Annotated in this window: 16 protein-coding genes; 6 read left to right on the top strand and 10 right to left on the bottom strand. The window is 67.2% G+C overall.

Annotated features, from left to right (window positions below; genetic code table 11):
* Positions 1-67: 67 nt before the first annotated feature.
* From C1926_RS17615 to C1926_RS17605, 3 genes are all read right to left on the bottom strand, one after another.
* Positions 68-1,216: a cellulase family glycosylhydrolase gene (locus tag C1926_RS17615; protein WP_108760755.1), complete on the bottom strand. Its 1,149-nt coding sequence runs from the start codon at positions 1,214-1,216 to the stop codon at positions 68-70.
* 122 nt (positions 1,217-1,338) lie between these two features.
* A complete protein-coding gene (locus C1926_RS17610) occupies positions 1,339-2,397 on the bottom strand; it encodes an aldose epimerase family protein (RefSeq protein ID WP_254057309.1) in 1,059 nt (352 codons plus the stop codon).
* 174 nt (positions 2,398-2,571) lie between these two features.
* Positions 2,572-3,492, bottom strand: coding sequence for a 2-dehydro-3-deoxygalactonokinase (locus C1926_RS17605; RefSeq protein WP_108760088.1), 921 nt, complete (start codon positions 3,490-3,492; stop codon positions 2,572-2,574).
* Between C1926_RS17605 and C1926_RS17600 the strand changes: the two genes are divergently transcribed.
* A complete protein-coding gene (locus C1926_RS17600) occupies positions 3,491-4,597 on the top strand; it encodes a glycoside hydrolase family 43 protein (protein WP_216822024.1) in 1,107 nt (368 codons plus the stop codon). The two genes, C1926_RS17605 and C1926_RS17600, sit on opposite strands and share 2 nt — an antisense overlap.
* A gap of 96 nt (positions 4,598-4,693) precedes the next feature.
* Here the strand turns inward: C1926_RS17600 and C1926_RS17595 are convergent, their stop codons facing one another.
* A complete protein-coding gene (locus tag C1926_RS17595; RefSeq protein ID WP_216822023.1) occupies positions 4,694-5,740 on the bottom strand; it encodes an alcohol dehydrogenase catalytic domain-containing protein in 1,047 nt (348 codons plus the stop codon).
* A 107-nt stretch (positions 5,741-5,847) separates the two neighbouring features.
* On the opposite strand from C1926_RS17595, the gene C1926_RS17590 reads away from it, so the two are divergent.
* Positions 5,848-6,786 carry a LysR family transcriptional regulator gene (locus C1926_RS17590; RefSeq protein WP_108760086.1) on the top strand — a complete coding sequence of 313 codons (939 nt, stop codon included), beginning with the start codon at positions 5,848-5,850 and terminating at the stop codon, positions 6,784-6,786.
* A 66-nt stretch (positions 6,787-6,852) separates the two neighbouring features.
* On the opposite strand, the gene C1926_RS21590 is transcribed toward C1926_RS17590, so the two are convergent.
* Positions 6,853-7,536, bottom strand: coding sequence for a hypothetical protein (locus tag C1926_RS21590; protein ID WP_159095137.1), 684 nt, complete (start codon positions 7,534-7,536; stop codon positions 6,853-6,855).
* Positions 7,537-7,642: 106 nt separating this feature from the next.
* On the opposite strand from C1926_RS21590, the gene C1926_RS17580 reads away from it, so the two are divergent.
* Together C1926_RS17580 and C1926_RS17575 are read left to right on the top strand one after the other, a co-directional pair.
* Complete coding sequence (locus tag C1926_RS17580) at positions 7,643-8,098, top strand: PaaI family thioesterase (protein ID WP_108760084.1); 456 nt, start codon at positions 7,643-7,645, stop codon at positions 8,096-8,098.
* 63 nt (positions 8,099-8,161) lie between these two features.
* Complete coding sequence (locus C1926_RS17575; RefSeq protein WP_108760083.1) at positions 8,162-8,623, top strand: DUF6130 family protein; 462 nt, start codon at positions 8,162-8,164, stop codon at positions 8,621-8,623.
* 31 nt (positions 8,624-8,654) lie between these two features.
* Here the strand turns inward: C1926_RS17575 and C1926_RS17570 are convergent, their stop codons facing one another.
* Positions 8,655-9,047 (bottom strand): ribonuclease inhibitor, encoded by a 393-nt coding sequence (locus C1926_RS17570; RefSeq protein WP_108760082.1) that lies wholly within the window; start codon positions 9,045-9,047, stop codon positions 8,655-8,657.
* 146 nt (positions 9,048-9,193) lie between these two features.
* On the opposite strand from C1926_RS17570, the gene C1926_RS17565 reads away from it, so the two are divergent.
* Positions 9,194-9,556: a glycine zipper 2TM domain-containing protein gene (locus C1926_RS17565; protein WP_079221169.1), complete on the top strand. Its 363-nt coding sequence runs from the start codon at positions 9,194-9,196 to the stop codon at positions 9,554-9,556.
* 147 nt (positions 9,557-9,703) lie between these two features.
* Positions 9,704-11,080 (top strand): hypothetical protein, encoded by a 1,377-nt coding sequence (locus C1926_RS17560; protein WP_108760081.1) that lies wholly within the window; start codon positions 9,704-9,706, stop codon positions 11,078-11,080.
* Here C1926_RS17560 and C1926_RS17555 read toward each other — a convergent pair.
* Genes C1926_RS17555 through C1926_RS17540 form a run of 4 tightly spaced genes read right to left on the bottom strand, consistent with a single transcriptional unit; the run spans position 11,049 to position 15,706 of the window.
* Positions 11,049-12,185, bottom strand: a complete 1,137-nt coding sequence (locus tag C1926_RS17555; RefSeq protein ID WP_108760080.1) for an ABC transporter permease — start codon at positions 12,183-12,185, stop codon at positions 11,049-11,051. The two genes, C1926_RS17560 and C1926_RS17555, sit on opposite strands and share 32 nt — an antisense overlap.
* Positions 12,182-13,369: an ABC transporter permease gene (locus tag C1926_RS17550; protein ID WP_108760079.1), complete on the bottom strand. Its 1,188-nt coding sequence runs from the start codon at positions 13,367-13,369 to the stop codon at positions 12,182-12,184. Before C1926_RS17550 ends, C1926_RS17555 begins: the two co-directional genes overlap by 4 nt.
* Positions 13,354-14,367 (bottom strand): efflux RND transporter periplasmic adaptor subunit, encoded by a 1,014-nt coding sequence (locus C1926_RS17545; RefSeq protein WP_108760078.1) that lies wholly within the window; start codon positions 14,365-14,367, stop codon positions 13,354-13,356. Before C1926_RS17545 ends, C1926_RS17550 begins: the two co-directional genes overlap by 16 nt.
* Complete coding sequence (locus C1926_RS17540) at positions 14,360-15,706, bottom strand: TolC family protein (protein WP_254057420.1); 1,347 nt, start codon at positions 15,704-15,706, stop codon at positions 14,360-14,362. Before C1926_RS17540 ends, C1926_RS17545 begins: the two co-directional genes overlap by 8 nt.
* Positions 15,707-15,789: the final 83 nt, after the last annotated feature.

Raw genomic sequence — 15,789 nt, 5'->3', positions numbered from 1 at the left:
AGCTCCGGATTCCGGAAAACAAGCGCAGGTGGGAGCTGCGCCGGGCAGTGCCGGCGCAGCGGAAGATTCAGAGGGCGGGCACGGCGTTGCGCGGGGTCTTGGCCAGGCTGCGGAACAGCTCTGCCTCACGGGCGCGGTAAGGCGTTCCATCGGCCTTCAACAGGTCGTGGAACCAGACGGTGGGTTCTTCCATCGTGTACGGGCGCTGCCAGCTGTCCCACGGGAAGCGGGTCTGGATGGCGCCATCAACGAAGCCCCAGTTGATCATGCCGATGTTTTCGCGGCGGGCGATCGGCAGGATGGTGTCGACATTGGAACCGGCACCGCGGGCCAGCCACTCGGTGCAGATGAGCGGGCGGCCATGCTTGCGCAGCTGCGCTACACGTGCCTTGAAGGCTTCGGGCTGCTCGTAGTTGTGGAAGGTGATCACATCGGACTGTTCCAGCTGGGTGCGCTGGATCGAGGTCAGCGAAGCGGCGCCCGGCGACCAGTCATCACCGATCCACACGCCGCTGGTCAGCGGCTGGGTCGGCTTCCTGCTCCGCGCCCACTCGAAGATCTTCGGCAGCAGCTCGGCAATGCGGGCCTGTTCGCCCTCCAGCTGCTTGTCCATGTAGTTGCCGCCGCCCGGGTTGTCCGGTTCGTTCCACAGGTCCCAGGCCAGCACGCGCTTGTCATCGGCGAAGGCGCCCACGACGCCCTCCACATAGCTGCGGAAGTGGGCGTCATTGGCCGGGTCCACCAGGGTATGGCGGCTGGGGCTCTGCACCCAGCCCGAGTTGTGCACGCCCGGAATGGGACGGTGCTGGGGGCCGAGCACCGGGTCCGGATCCCAGCAGCTGTCGAACAGCACGAACATCGGGCGGATGCCGTGCTTCTGCGCGATCGCCAGGAACGTGTCGATGCGCTTGATCAGGCCCTGCGGGTCCTGCTTCCACAGCAGGTCATGCAGGTACACGCGCATGGTGTTCATGCCGAACTGCTCGTGTGCCCAGCCCAGCTCGCGGTCGATCGCCACCGGGTCGAAGGTCTCGGGCTGGAACATCTCCAGCTGGTTGATCGCGTTGGACGTTGCGTAGTTCGAACCAACCAGCCACTGCTGCTTTGCATACCACGCGTCGGCCTGCGCCGGGGTCCAGCGTGCGGTGTCGCTCGCATGTGCCATCGGCGCGACGGCGAGCAGGGTTGCCAGCAAGGGGGAAAGCCACTTTCGCATGGGATGCATCTCCTTGGTCATGAGCTGCCCGCTCCCGGCAGGTGCCGGAAGGGCGGGGCGTGGTGCGATGTCGTCGGGTCGCGGCGGCCGCGGGTGCCTGGTCGCCGCGACGGAGGCGTGACTCAGCGGCGCGCGGGGGCGTCGCGGTCGGTCGAGAACTGGTAGACGATGCGGTTCAGATAGGTCTGGCCAGGGTCCAGCCGTGCCGAGCCGAACGCAGGCTGGTTCGGCGTGTCCGGGAACAGCTGCGGTTCCAGCGCAATGGCATCACCCTGGCGGTAGACCGAACCGCTCTTGCCCACGGTGCTGCCATCAAGGAAGTTGCCGGAGTAGAACTGCAGGCCCGGCTGCGTCGACAACAGGGTCATCACCCGGCCCGAACGGGGGTCGTGGACGCGGGCAACTTCACGAAGCTCTTTGCTGGGGCTGCGGCTGATCACCCAGTTGTGGTCATAGCCGTGGCCGTGCAGCAGCTGCGGCTCATCGCCACGGCGCAGGTCGCGCCCGATGGGCTTGGCCGTGCGGAAATCAAACGCCGTGCCTTCCACGGGCTGCAGCACGCCGGTGGGAATCAGGGTGGCGTCCACGGGCGTGTAGGCGCTGGCCGGAATGGTCAGCTCGTGCTCCATGGCCGTGCCCGAGCCTTCGCCTGACAGGTTCCAGTAGGCGTGGTTGCTCAGGTTGACGATGGTCGGCGCGTCGGTGGTCGCGCGGTACTCGACCAGCAGGCGGCCATTGCCCTGCAGCGTGTAGGTCGCGGTGACGGTGAGCGTGCCGGGGAATCCCTGTTCCCCATCGGCGCTGACGTGGCGCAGCGTCACGTGGTCGGCCTTGGCCTCGACCACATCCCAGACCACCTTGTCGAAGCCACGGCTGCCGCCGTGCAGGCTGTTGGGGCCGTCATTGGTCGGCACCTGGTAGGTGTGGCCATCCAGGCTGAAGCGGCCTGCGGCGATGCGGTTGGCGAAGCGACCGACCGTCGCGCCGAAATACTGTGGCTTGTCCAGGGTGGCCTGCAGCGTGCCATCAGCGAGCAGCACATCGGCGTACGCGCCATCGCGGTCCGGCACCTGCAGCGAATGCAGTGCTGCGCCCAGGGTCAATACGGTGGCCTGCATGCCGCTGCCGTCGCGCAACTGGATCGACTCGACCCGGGTGCCATCAGCCGTGGTGCCCAACACCGTGCGCGCCTGTCCGTGTGCGGCTGATGCAGCCGCCAGTGCCATCGCCCCGATCAGTCCCGCCGTCTTTCCCTTGCCAGCAAGCATTGCCCCAGACCCCTCTCAATGTCGTGGGCGTACAAAAACATATAATCAGACAATACGCACGTTGCGACGCAGCACGACGTATTCGGCCTAGCTGGCCGCCAGTTGATGAAGCGCATGGAATCCGCGTACCACGGCATCGGCTGAAGCCACCGGACGCGATGCGATGCCCATCCCGGCCAACGCGGCCTGGTAGAGGCGGCACACCGGCGCTGATCCGATCAATGGCACGCAGGCCTGCTGCAGTTGCGGGTACAGCGCCAGCGCATCGGCGATCTCCGCACCGGCGAGCAGGCCACGCAGGTACGCGCTGCTTTCGGTGCGCGGCAGAACCCCGCGCACCACCCGTGCGCGCACGCCGAACAGCAACGTGCCCAACCCCAGCCCACCCCGCACTGCTGCACGCATGCCTTCGGCAAATGCCGGGCCGGCGTCGCCCGGTCCTTCCAGTACCGATGCCAGCAGGCCGCCGCTGGCAAGGCGGTCGAACAGCTCGCCGGACATCGCGGTCATGAAGGAGTGGACGCGGCCATCGACCAGTTCGATCCACTTGGTATGCGTGCCGGGCAGGGCAACAATCGAGGTGGCCTCGATGCCACCACCGGCGAGCAGCCCCAACAACTCGGTCTCTTCGCCGCGCAGCACATCCGGCGCGCCGTCGGCGGTGCGCACACAGGCCATGCCAGGCACGATGCGCATCGAGAGCGTCCCGATGCGGGCCGTGACTAGGTTGCGCGCCACATCGGTCACACCGGCGGGGCAATCCACATAGCCCGCGTCCACCCAGCCCACGGTGGAACCGATCATGCCTGCCGCGTAGACGTGGCCAGCGGCGGGCCAGCGCTGGCGGATCGCATCGGCGGCGGCCACCATGCCATCGCGGTCCAGGCCGGCCACGCCTGCCGGGGCCTCAAGGCTGTCGATCATCTTTCCGGATGCATCGATGAGGTAGGCACGAAGATTACTGCTGCCCCAGTTGATGCCGATGATGCTGTGCACGTCATGCTGCATGTCCCATCCCCACGTCGTGGCCGTTGCCAATTGTCCGATTATATGTTTCTGTGACGGCCGGCTGGCAACCGGCCAGTGTGGACATCAACGGGAGGGCAGGATGGTGCAGAACACACTTCGGGTATTGCTCGCAGCGGCACTGCTGCAGGCAGCTGCAGGGGCAGCAGCAATCGAGCCGGCGCGGGACAATCCGCTGCTCGATTCCGGCCCTGATCCGTGGATCGTCCGCGATGGGCGGACCTTCTACTACATGGCCACCCACGGTGACCGCCTGGCGATCCGCGCAACCAGCGACCTCGCACACCTGGCGCGGGCCCGGGAAGTCACGGTCTGGCGCCCGCCGGCCACCGGGCCCAACGCAACATCCATCTGGGCGCCCGAACTGCACCGCATCGATGGCCGCTGGTACATCTATTACACCGCCGCCGCCAGCGGCGCTGCCGAAGGCCAGGAAGATACCCAGCGCGGCGTGTTCGTGCTGGAGAACACCAATGCCGACCCGACGAAGGGCGAATGGATTGATCGCGGGCGCCTGGCCACGGCACATGCCGGCATCGACGGCACCACCTTCGTGATCGGTGAAAAGCGCTATTTCGTCTATTCGCCTTACGTGGGCCCCGACAGCGTGCTGGCCATCGTGGCCATGGCAAACCCGTGGACCCTGCAGGGCGAGGAGGTCATCATTGCGCGGCCGGACCAGGCGTGGGAGCGCCAGGGTGGCCGGCAGATCCTGGAAGGGCCTGAGTTCCTGAAGGGCCCCAACGGCGACCTCTTCCTGACCTATTCGGGAAGCGCATGCTGGTCCGACGACTACGCGATCGGGCTGCTGCACGCGAAAGCCGGTTCCGATCCACTCGATGCCAGTGCATGGACCAAGGCGAAGGCGCCCATCCTTGCCAAGAACCCTGCAGGCAACGTGTATGCGCCGGGTCACAACGGGTTCTTCCAGGGCAGTGATGGCAACGATTGGATCATCTACCACGGCAATTCCGGTCCGGACATGGGCTGCACTGCCAAGCGCTCGCCGCGCGTCCAGCCCGTGCACTGGGACAAGAAAGGGTGGCCGGTACTTGATCTGCCGGCGGGGCGTGCTGAGCGCAACTAGGCGCTTACCCTCCTGGTGAAGCGCAATGCGCACCCATGCACTGAGTGGGCGGGTGCCCACTCAGTGGAACTGCGGTGGATGTTCTGGGGAAGGTCTTTACGTACCGTGCCCAGTGTCACCCCAAGGCAGGAAGACGCCGCGGAATCTCATTTTCCCCGATGCCAGCCGGTCATAGGCTTCGGTTGCCTGGTCCAGTGCGAAGGTCTCGACCAGCGGCTTCACTTTGCCCGTGGCCGCCAGATTCAATACCTCGCTGAGGTAATGCTGGCCGCCGTGGGTCGAGCCGATCACGCGCTGGCGCATCATGTGGAAAGGCACACCTTCTGATGAGATCGAGAACGGCTGGCTGAAGTCCAGGCCGCAAAGCACGATGCGCCCATCGACCCGCAGACCGGCCATGGCTTCTTCGGCGGAACTGAATTCATTGGTCGTTACCAGCAGCACATCGGCGCCGCCGATGTCCTTCAGTTCCTTTCCGCTGGCGACGACATGGTCGGCGCCGAACTGGCGGGCGAGGGCATGCTTGTCTGCTGAATGGGTAATGGCAATGGTTTCGAAGCCGCAGGCCTTGGAAAGCTGCAGTGCAACGTGCCCCAGGCCACCGATGCCAAGTACGGCGATCTTCTCATTGGGCTGGGGCGCCGCATCACGCAGGCCGCTCCACGTGGTGTAGCCGGCGCACATCATCGGCGCAGCGTCCACATAGGACAGGCCGTCCGGAAGCAGGACCGTGCCCTCGGCGGAGACGGCAATGTACTGGGCATGGCCACCCTGCGCAGCGAAGCCGGTGGTACGGGGGGCCTCGCAGTTCATGGCGGTCTGGCCGGACAAGGGGCGGCTTTCGCGGCAATAGGGGCAGCGGCCGCAGGACGACTGGACCCAGGTGGTGCCCACGCGGTCGCCTGCCCGACGCGAGCGCACGCCCGCACCGACCTCGACGACTTCGCCAACCACTTCATGCCCGGGTGTCTGGGGGTAGATGTCGCCGCCATAGCCCTGGGTCGCCCACACATCGGTGTAGCACATGCCCGATGCGTGGACCTTGACCAGTACCTGGCCCGCTTCGACCACTGGCACGGGCACGTCCTGCACCTGCCACGGACTGTTGGGGCCGGTCATCACAACCGCTTTCATCGTCTTCATCGTCTCGATCCTGTTTCGGTTTGCGGATCCCGAGGGTTGGCACCCGCGGACAACCGTGAGCCTAGAATCGGTTTACTATCAAGACAATATCTCCAATATTTGATCTCATGATGAAAGCGCTTCATCAATCGACAGGCGTTGAGATGACCGCGTTTACGGCGTTCCTGGCGGTGGCGACGCATCGCAGTTTCCGCAGCGCGGCTGCCGAGTTGAACATCACCCCATCCGCGATCAGCCATGCAATCAAGGCGCTCGAACAGCGGTTGGGCGCACGCCTGTTCAACCGCACGACCCGCAGCGTTTCGCTGAGCGATGCGGGCGAGCGCCTGGCAGAAAAGCTGCGGCCAGCCATGGCCTCCATCGAGGAGGCCCTGCAGTCGGTGGATGCAGGCGCAGACGTGCCGCGCGGCACGGTCCGCATCAACGCCAGTGAAGGCGCCATCCGGCTGGTGCTCAAGCCGGTGATGGCGCGATTCCTGCAGCTCTACCCGCAGGTCCACCTGGATATTGTCAGCGACGGTCGGCTGGACGACATCGTGTCGAACGGCTTCGATGCGGGCATCCGATTGGCCGAAGCAGTGCCACGGGACATGGTCGCCGTAGCCGTTGCCCCTCCCATGCGGTTTGCGGTGGTCGCGTCCCCGGCGTATCTGCAGGCGCGCAGCCGCCCAATGCGCCCGCTGGATCTGCATCAGCACGACTGCATCCGTTTCCGGTTCGAAAGCGGGGCCATCTACCGCTGGGAGTTCGAGCGCCAGGGCACGACGGAGCGTGTCAATGTGTCCGGGCCCATGACCCTGACCGATCAGCCCTTGATGGTCGACGCGGCGATGGAGGGCATCGGCATCGCGTTCGTTCCCGAGCATCTGGCGGCCCAGCCGCTCGCCGATGGTCGCCTGCTTCGGCTGCTTGAAGACTGGTGCCCCGAGTTTCCTGGCCTTGCGCTGTACTACCCGGGCCACCGGTACGTGCCGCCAGGACTGAAGGCCTTGATCAGCCTGATTCGAACTGAAGCTCCAGGCGCGCCGTTCGCAGGGGAGGCATGATGTTTCCTTCCACGCGCCGGCTGGGCACACGCCGTGGTGCACGCCAGCGCGGATGCAGTGCCGCGATCACTCTGGTTGTTCGTCGCTGTTGAAGCCCGCGCCGGGCAGAGCTGGGGGATGGCCATGGCTGCCGGGTGTACGCGGCTTGCGCCGACGCAGCGGTCGCGTGCCGGCCGATTGCGCTGGATCGGGAACGATCCGGCCCGGTATCACGACCAGGATGTTTTCAGGCAGGGACGGACTCATTGCCGGGAAGTGCTGCGGGCATGCGATCTGCGCTCCGTACCCGGGGACATTCCAGCAGGAGGCGGCTCGCAACGCGGCTGGATCCTGAGTGTGCTCGGTCGTAGCGAAGGTGTCTGGTCCATCAGGGCAGGCACGGTCGTTCGCATCGGCGCTCTTGGGTGAAGTGCAGTCGGTGGCAGCAGCACCACCTGCGGAGGCCGCAGGCGGTGGCCGGCCCACCCTCGGTGATGCCTGCTGCACCACCTTCCGACACATGAGCATCTGTACGAGCATCGCGTCGGTTTCCGGCCGACGTGGCGCTTGCGCGGCCTGCATCAGCGATGCCTCCGCGATCGCTGGCGCGGGGGGCCTGGCCTGCGCCTTCACCAGGGTCGGGAAGTCCGAAGTGGGGCAGGCAGGCAAACGCGTGCCCTTCCGTTCCACGTTCGGCAGCAGGGCAGGCGTTGTCGCCGGCAGGATACGAACGCTGGTCATGAAGTTGCCCTCGATCAGGTAGCCGCGCATGACTCAACGTGCCGAGCGCGCCGGGTGGGGGGCATCAACACTTCGGGTCGTTGATTGCCAGCCTACCAACTGGTAGATTGGATCGCAACGCAGAGCAGGTACCGCCATGAACCAGACCCCTGAAAGACAGAGCGCAACCGGGCTTGAATTCCTCCGCAACGCAATGGCAGCGGGTGGCCTGGGCAAGGGCATCGGCCAGACGCTCGGACTCTCGATCGATGCCGTTGACGACGGCCAAGTGACCTTGAGCGGCGCGCCAGGCCTGGAGCATGCCAACCCGATGGGCGCTGTCCATGGCGGCTACCTCGCCACCCTGCTCGATGGAGCGATGGCGCTGGCCGTGCAGACGCAGCTCGACATTGGCACGCGTTATGCGACCACGGACCTGAACATCACCTACGTCAAGGGCGTGGCACCAGGCCAAGCGGTCGTCCGTTGCGTCGGCGCCGTTCTCCATCTGGGACGAACGATGTCTCTCGCGGAGGCCAAAGTAGTTGACGACACGGGGAAGCTCTACGCGCATGCAACAGCGACCTTCGCCATTGCTGATCGTCACCCCTGACGGTGCCGCGCGGCTGGATGCTGTGTCGCCGCGGGCAGGATTCTTGTAAACAGGAAGAAGAACTTGAAAAATCATTCCCCCCGCTACCTCGCTGCTTTCCTCATCGCCGCTTTGCCGGGAATTTTCCCAGTCCATGCCGCCGACCACGGCGGTCACGCCATGCCGGCGGCGAAGCAGGCCGTGGCACAGGAAAGCAGGAATGACGCGGCCCCGAAGCTGGTCCTTTCTGCACCACGTGCCGATTTTCTGCAGAAAGGTTACGTGTACGTACCCTTCCGCGTAGAGAACATGACCATCCTGCCGCTGTACGCTGAAATACATGGCGAGGAGGTCACCCATCTGAAGCCGAGGATTGGCCACCTGCACGTCAAGGTCGATGGAAACCAATGGTCCTGGATCCACGCCCAGACGGATCCCATCTATTTCAGCACGCTCCCGTCCGGTGTCCATCATCTGAGTGTGGAGCTGGCCGACGCTGCACACAATGTGATCGAGACGCAGACGATGGAGCTGGTCGTACCCTGATCCAGGGAAGACTGGAATCCTGGATGGGCACCTAGTCCAGCCGCAACGTGATCCGCGGATGGCCCGCGAAAATTTCCATCACGATCTCGAAGTAGGTCTGGCCTTCGCCGCGTTCCAGTGCATCCAGCTGGCGGCGGATCACATCGGTATTGAACGTGCCCGGCTGCTGCAGTTTCGCCTGCAGCCAGGCGCAGGTCGCGTCCACGCCCAGTGCGACGCGGCTGAGCTCGACATCGCGCCAGGCCACGGTGGCCGTGGCGTGCCCGGCCAGCGTGCCGTAGCCGCCGTACAGCAGGTCGTCCAGCGCATCCAGGCTGGCGCCAAGCTGCCAGTCCTCGCCCACCATGAACACACGGTTGAACTCGGCATAGAGGCTGTCGATGCCGGTGATCGCGCGGCCTTCGATCTGCAGGTACAGGGTCATGCATGCACTGTAGGGCACGCGGTGCCAACACCGGCGTCGCATCGCTGAACGCTGCATGGCCCTTCAGGTGGTGACGACCGGTATTTCACCTCCGGTTGGCGTTGCCGGCGGGAGACTGGGCGCACACCGGATCACAGGAGATCGCCATGAACACGTCCCTTCGCGTACTGCTGCTGGGCAGCCTGATTGCGGCGTCGTCGGTAGCCAGCGCACAGAGCTATGGCCCGCGCGATGAAGGCCGCAAGTTCAACGATGGCAGCCGCGTGGTCTGCAAGAACGTGGAAGTGCAGCGCAACTCGCGCGATCCCAACCGCATCGCCGGTACCGCCACCGGTGCGGTGGTGGGTGGCCTGCTCGGCAACCAGGTCGGCGGCGGCAACGGCAAGAAGATCGCCACTGTTGCGGGTGCTGTCGCCGGCGGTGCAGCCGGCCGCCAGATCCAGGGCAACCACCAGAACAAGACCGGTGACCGCGTGGTCGAGCGCCGCTGCGAGCGCGTCTACCGCTGAGTCACTGCACGACCCGATACCCGCTCCCTTCCACGACGCGGTACCTCGAACGCCGGCCCCAGGGTCGGCGTTCGTCGTTGTGGGCGGGCGTATCGCAGGCAACGGCGCGGCCCCTATACTGCGCCGACTTCAACGGATGAACGCCCTGTGAACGAATCGCCCGCTGCCGAACCCGTCGTGCCTGCCAGCCACGCCGAACCCGAGCAGGAGGCGAGCACGCGCTTCGGCCGCCTGCGCGAGCGCACCGATGAGCTGGAGTTGTTCATCTCCGGCCTGCTGGCCTTCGCACTGCTGGCCGTGCCGGGCTATCTGTTCGACATCTGGGCGCGCAGCAGCCTGCATACCGAGGGCATGTACTTCCAGGTGCTGTGGTTCGTCTTCAGCATCAGCGTGGGCATGTGCTACGTGCTGGCGGTGGCGCTGATCGCGCACCTGACCGTGCGCGGCTACTGGATCGGCCTGGTCGGTCTGAAATCACACTTCCCGAAGGGCATCGACTGGGACCACCTGCCGCAGATGGGGCCGGTGTCGCGGGCCTTCATGCGTGCGCGCGATGGCGGCCTGGATGGCAGCATCCAGCGCGCCGACCGGCTGGCGACGATGCTGTTCTCCAGCACGTTGATGTGCGTGCAGACGCTGGCCGGCACCCTGGTGATGGCGATGCTCATCCTCGGCCTGGCGATGGTGGTGGCCGCGCTGTCCGGCGGTTCGGACACCGCGGCGCTGATCTTCATGGGCGTGGTGATGGCGGGCCTGCTGATGCTGGGCCTGCTGCCTGCGATGCTGGAAAAGTCGATCGCGCGGCGGCAGGCGCGCGGGCAGTCGACGGCGCGCCAGCAGCGCATGCTGCAAGGGGTGCTGGGTGGCCTGCAGCGGGTGCCGCTGATGCGCCTGATCCAGACCATGCAGCTGACGATGCAGAGCAACCTGCGCTCGCGGTTCTTCATCGTGGGCTACATGTCCGCGATCCTGGTGGCGATGCTGCTGGGGGGCCTGCAGGTGGCGGGTTCGGTGAAGTTCTCGCTGTTCAACCGCTACCAGGTCGTCACCGAGGAAGCCGTCGACCACGGCATGCTGAGCGCGCACTACGAATCGATGCGCTCGGTGCACGACCAATTGCTGCCGTACCCGATGATCCCGTCCGACACCGTCAGCGCGACCCAGCTGCGGCTGTTCATCCCGCACCGCCCGCAGCGCGACAACACCCTGGCGCGTGAGCGCTGCACGCAGCTGCCGGGGGGGCGGAATGATGCCCGCGGCGCGGCGGCCGCAACTGCGGCAGTGGACTGCCTGGCCCAGCTCTGGACGGTACAGCTGGACGGCAAGCCGGTGGACCTGCACGCCTTCGTGCCGATGGAACGGCGTGACCTGGACATGCGCGGCCTGGCTGGCTACCTGCCGATGGCCGGGCTGGCACCGGGCCGGCATGACCTGCATCTGCTGTGGAATGCCGGCGGTCCGACGCGCGGCGGTGACCGTCGGCGCGAGTACTTCATTCCGTTCTGGTACGCCCCGGATCCCTGATCGAGGGGCCGTGCAGGCGCCAGAAGGCGAGGGCACCGTAGAGCACCAGCAGGACGCCAAGCGTGACCAGCTCATGGCTGACGTCGGCCAGGCCGGCATCCATCTGGGTCAGCCGCACCATCAGGTTGATGCCGGAGGTGGTGGGCAGCAGCTGCGCCAGCCAGACCAGCGGTTGCGGCGTCATCACCGTGGGCCAGGACAGGCCGGCCAGGAAGAACAGCGGGATGGACGTGGCGATGATGTACTGGAAGGCGCGTTCGCGGGTGCGGAAGAAGCTGCCGACGAACAGGCCGAATGCCACCGTGGCGGCGATGAACAGCGTGCCGCCCAGCAGCTGGCCCAAGGGATTGCCGCCGCGCGGATAGTCCTGCACCCAGGCGGTGAACCCGGCGTAGTAGAACAGCCCGAACAGGCCGATCAGGCCGAAGCCCAGGGCCATGCCGACGAGCGTGGGCGGGTCGAAGCGCAGGCGCCGGCCCAGCGCCAGGCGGCGCCCGCCGAGCAGCACGCCGATGCCCATCAGCAGGGTCTGGTGCACGATCAGTTCGGCCACGCCGGGCACGATGGCGCTGCCATAGCCTTCGTGCGTGTTGAACAGTGGCCGCTGCACGAGGTTGACCGGCGGTGCCTGCGGGGCGCCCATGAAGGCCGCCTGGGTGACGGCCGCCTCGCGCCCGAATGATCCCAGCGCATCGGCCACGCTGCCCAGTACCCAGCTGGCGCGGCCAAGGTAGGCACCGTTGCCGAGCAGGACCAGCTTGGCCGGATGGCCACGCAGGATGTCGCGTTCCAGGTTGGCCGGGATCAGCACGATGCCTTCGGCATCACCGGCTTCCAGCTGGCGGCGCGCGCTGTCGATGTCGGCGGGCTGGCCGACCACGCGCGCCACGCGCAGCGCGTCCAGCTTGCGCAGCAGCTCGCGGCTGGTGGCGCTGTGGTCTTCGTCCACCACCAGGATCGGCAGGTTGCCGGCCACCTGGTGCCGGCACGCGGCCGGGTAGAAGAACGAGTACAGGATGACCGCGCCGACCATCACCACGATGGCATAGCGGTCCAGCAGCACCGCCAGCAGGGTCTGCCGCAGGCTGGCCCAGACGCCGCTCATGCGCCGGCCCTTGCGGGCTGCGCGGCCTGCGTGCTGCGGGCAAAGGCCAGCAGGCGCCAGCCACCCAGCCCACCGGCGAGGATGATCATCAGCAGCAGCGTGCCCAGCGGCCACAGCGTGACCGCCAGCGGCGCACCGACGAACTGCTGCTGGGTCTGCAGCTTGATGTACGCGCTGAGCGGCAGCAGCAGGTGCCAGATGCGGGTGAACAACGGTGCATCGATGACCGGGAAGGTGGCGCTGGAAAAGGCCAGCGCGGTGCCGATGCTGAGGCCAACGGCCGACAGCGCCGTGCCCATGTCCCGGGTGATGCCGACGAAGAACAGGGCATAGGCCGCGGTGGCCAGGTAGAACAGCGGCTGGCCGAGCAGCAGCAGGAACACGCTGCCGGCGATGCCGTCGCCACGCAGCCAGGCCAGGTAGCCCACGCCGAGCGCGCCATACACGGAGAACAGCAGGACGTACGGCGCGATCTTGCCGGCAAGCGCCGGCCACGGCGTATGGCCGAGCCAGCCGCGCAGGGTGCCATCGCGGATCTCGCGGCCCAGGCTGCCAGCCACTGCCAGCGCCAGCACCAGCGACAGTACGGCGGGAAAGATCAACGGCAGCAGGAACAGCTCGTAGCTGCGCGCAGGGTTGTACAGGATGTCCGACTGCACGGCGATCGGTGCTGCGCGCAGCTTGCCGGGGCCGACCTGCAGGGCGATGCGCTCGCGCAGCAGGCGCGCGTTCCATGCAGCCACGGCATCGCCGATGTCGCGCGCAGCCGACTGGCCGGTGGTCATGTAGGTGGCGTTGTAATAGGCAAATACCGTGCCCTGCTGGCCACGCAGCGCCTGCCGGGTGACATCGCGCGGCACCAGCACGATGGCATACACCTGCAGCCGGCGCAGCTGCGCGCGGGCGGCGTCGATGTCCACCGGCTGGCTGGCAACGCGCACGCCAGGGCTGGCGTCGAGCATGCGCAGCAGCAGGCGGCTGTCACTGCTGTGGTCCAGGTCGACCACGGCAATGGGCACGTCGCGCATCACCGAGGGGCTGAACATCCAGGCCATCAGCGCCAGCATCAGCAGCGGCAGCACCGTCACCAGCAGCAGGTCGGCGCGGTTGCCACGCAGCGTGCGCAGTTCGCGCCGCCACGATGCAGCGAAGCCGGCCTCGCCCGGGTTCAGTGCCGGGGCCACGCGAACAGCACGCTCATGCCGGGGCGGAAGCCCTCGATGCGATCTGCCGGGCGCACGCGAACCTCGAAGCTGCGCACGTCGTAGCCTGATGACTGGCGGGTGCTGCGCCAGGTGGCGTAGTCACCTGCGGGGTTGATGAAATACACCTTGAATTCGGCGTCCTGGTCGAGCGCCGGGATGCGGCCGCGCACCGTGCTGCCGACCTTCAGGCCCTGCATCTGCGATTCGCGCAGGTTCATCGACACCCACATCCGGTCGATGTCGACCAGGGTGAACACCGGGTAGCCGGCCGGCACCAGTTCGCCCGGATCGGCCATGCGCTTGTTGATCTCGCCCGCCACCGGCGCGCGTCCTTCCACTTCGGCGCGCGCGGCGTTGACCTCGGCCACCGCACCCTGCGCCTGCTGCACCTGGCCCTGTGCCGCGCGCTTGTCCTGCTCGCGGGCGCCGGCCAGCGCCATGTCGTACTGCGCGCGTGCGGCGCGTGCCAGCTCGCGCGAACTGGTGGCCTGGGCCTGCGCTTCGTCGCGCTTCTGCCGGGTCATCACCCCTTCGTTGAACAGGTTCTGCACGCGGCGGGCGGTGGCTTCGGCCAGCGTGGCACCGGCTTCGGCCCGCTTCCAGTTGGCCTCGGCGGCGCGGATGTCTTCGCTGCGTGCGCCCGCGTCGGCCTTGTCGGCCACTGCCTGGGCGGCGGCCAGCGCGCCCTGTGCCTGCTGTTCCTTGGCGGCCACTTCCGGGCTGTCGAGCAGGAACAGGATCTGCCCGGCCTGCACGCGGTCGCCCTCGCGGACCTTCAGTTCGGCCACGCGCGCGGTGATCTTGGCGGCGACGTTGAGGGTGTCCGCGTCGGCCATGCCCTGGATCTGGTCGGCCGGGCGCCGCCAGGCCAGCCACAGGCCCAGCACCACCACGACCAGCAGCACCAGCACCAGGATCACACCGAGGCGGCGCTTGCCCGGAGGCGTGGTGGCGTCGTCGTGCAGCACATCACTCATGGTCGATCACCTCGTCCGCACGGCGCCGGTAGTCTTCGAAACGGTCCATCTGTCCACTGATCTCCAACAGCTGCGCCAGCGCGATGTCGTACTGGTAGGCCGCCTGCGCGCGTTCGACGCGGGCGCCGCCCAGGCCGAGCCGCGCATCGATCACATCCAGCGACGTGGCCTGGCCTTCGCGGAAGGCCAGCTCCTGCAGGCGCAGGTTCTCCTGGGCCTGGGCGATGCTGCTGTCCAGCAGCACGAACTGCTGCCGCGCGCTGTCCAGTTCGTTCCAGGCTTTGCGCACGCCCAGTGCCACCTGGTTCTCGGCTTCGCGCAGGCCGGCCTCGGCCTGTTCCTGCTGCGCGCGCGCCGCACTGATCTGCGCCGGCCGCGAACTGGGCGACAGGAAGGTGTATTTCAATCCGATGCCGAAGGCCCAGTCCGGATCGGTCAGCATTTCATCGCGGCGGCGGAAGTCGTACTGGCCGAAGGCGAAGATCTGCGGTTTCAGCTTGGCCTGCTGCACGCGCACGCCCTGTTCGGCCTGGGCCACCATGGCCTGCAGGCGGCGGATCTGCGGCTGCCGCGCCTGCGCGGTGCGTTCGAAACTGGCCACCGGTTCCAGCGGTGCGCGCTGCACGAACAACGGCGACAGTGGCTGCACCTCGCCGCCGCTGCGCAGCAGGGTGGCCAGCGCGGCCTTCAGCGTGGCCAGGTCGTTGAGGGTCTTCTGGTACTCGCGCTCGGCCTTGTCGCGGGCCACGGTGGCCTGCAGGCGCTGGGCGCGGGTGGCAAAGCCTTCGCGTTCCAGCTTCTGCGCATCGGACAGGTGGCGGTCGAGGCCATCGCGCACGTCGCGGCGCACGTCCACGGCTTGTTCGGCCAGGCGCTGGCCGAAGTAGGCCTGGGCCAGCTGCACGGTGAGCGATTGCCGCTGCGCCTCGCGCTCCGCGCTGGCCTGTTCGCTGGCGGCGCTGGCCGCGCGCTGCGCCGCGGGGATGACGCCACCGGTGTACAGCGGCAGCACGGCGGTCACCACCGGGCGGGTCCGCCAGTCGCGTTCGGTGAACGTCAGGGGCGAGTCGATGCCATACGCCTCGGCCACCGGTTCCAGCGAGCCCAGCGGCAGGGTGAGGGTCTTCTGGAACTGCAGGCGGCGCACCTCACCGGTGATTTCCGGCAGGCGCAGCAGGCGCGTGGCGTCCTGCAGCTCCTGCTTGTTGCGCACGCCGGCATCGGCAGCGGCCAGTGCGTCGGAAACCTGTTCCAGCCGCTGCCGCGCTTGTTCCCACTGCAGCGCGGCCACTGCGGTGTTGTCGGCGCCCGCCTGGGCGTAGCCGGCGGCCGGCAGCAGCGTCGCGCAGACCAGCAGCCAACGTGCGCGGTGCGGTCGCGGGGAAGGACGATGCAGGTGCACGTCGGGTCCGTCATCCGTAA

The organism is Stenotrophomonas sp. ZAC14A_NAIMI4_1 (genome assembly GCF_003086915.1).
Classification (GTDB): Bacteria; Pseudomonadota; Gammaproteobacteria; order Xanthomonadales; family Xanthomonadaceae; genus Stenotrophomonas.
This window is presented reverse-complemented; position numbering and strand designations above follow the sequence as displayed.

Coding starts and splice junctions, on each gene's coding strand:
- C1926_RS17565 (WP_079221169.1), top strand. CDS start 9,194: ATGAACACGTCCCTTCGCGTACTGCTGCTGGGCAGCCTGATTGCGGCG.
- C1926_RS17590 (WP_108760086.1), top strand. CDS start 5,848: ATGATGAAAGCGCTTCATCAATCGACAGGCGTTGAGATGACCGCGTTT.
- C1926_RS17595 (WP_216822023.1), bottom strand. CDS start 5,740: ATGAAGACGATGAAAGCGGTTGTGATGACCGGCCCCAACAGTCCGTGG.
- C1926_RS17570 (WP_108760082.1), bottom strand. CDS start 9,047: ATGACCCTGTACCTGCAGATCGAAGGCCGCGCGATCACCGGCATCGAC.
- C1926_RS17555 (WP_108760080.1), bottom strand. CDS start 12,185: ATGAGCGGCGTCTGGGCCAGCCTGCGGCAGACCCTGCTGGCGGTGCTG.
- C1926_RS17580 (WP_108760084.1), top strand. CDS start 7,643: ATGAACCAGACCCCTGAAAGACAGAGCGCAACCGGGCTTGAATTCCTC.
- C1926_RS17545 (WP_108760078.1), bottom strand. CDS start 14,367: ATGAGTGATGTGCTGCACGACGACGCCACCACGCCTCCGGGCAAGCGC.
- C1926_RS21590 (WP_159095137.1), bottom strand. CDS start 7,536: ATGCGCGGCTACCTGATCGAGGGCAACTTCATGACCAGCGTTCGTATC.
- C1926_RS17615 (WP_108760755.1), bottom strand. CDS start 1,216: ATGCGAAAGTGGCTTTCCCCCTTGCTGGCAACCCTGCTCGCCGTCGCG.
- C1926_RS17600 (WP_216822024.1), top strand. CDS start 3,491: ATGTCCCATCCCCACGTCGTGGCCGTTGCCAATTGTCCGATTATATGT.
- C1926_RS17605 (WP_108760088.1), bottom strand. CDS start 3,492: ATGCAGCATGACGTGCACAGCATCATCGGCATCAACTGGGGCAGCAGT.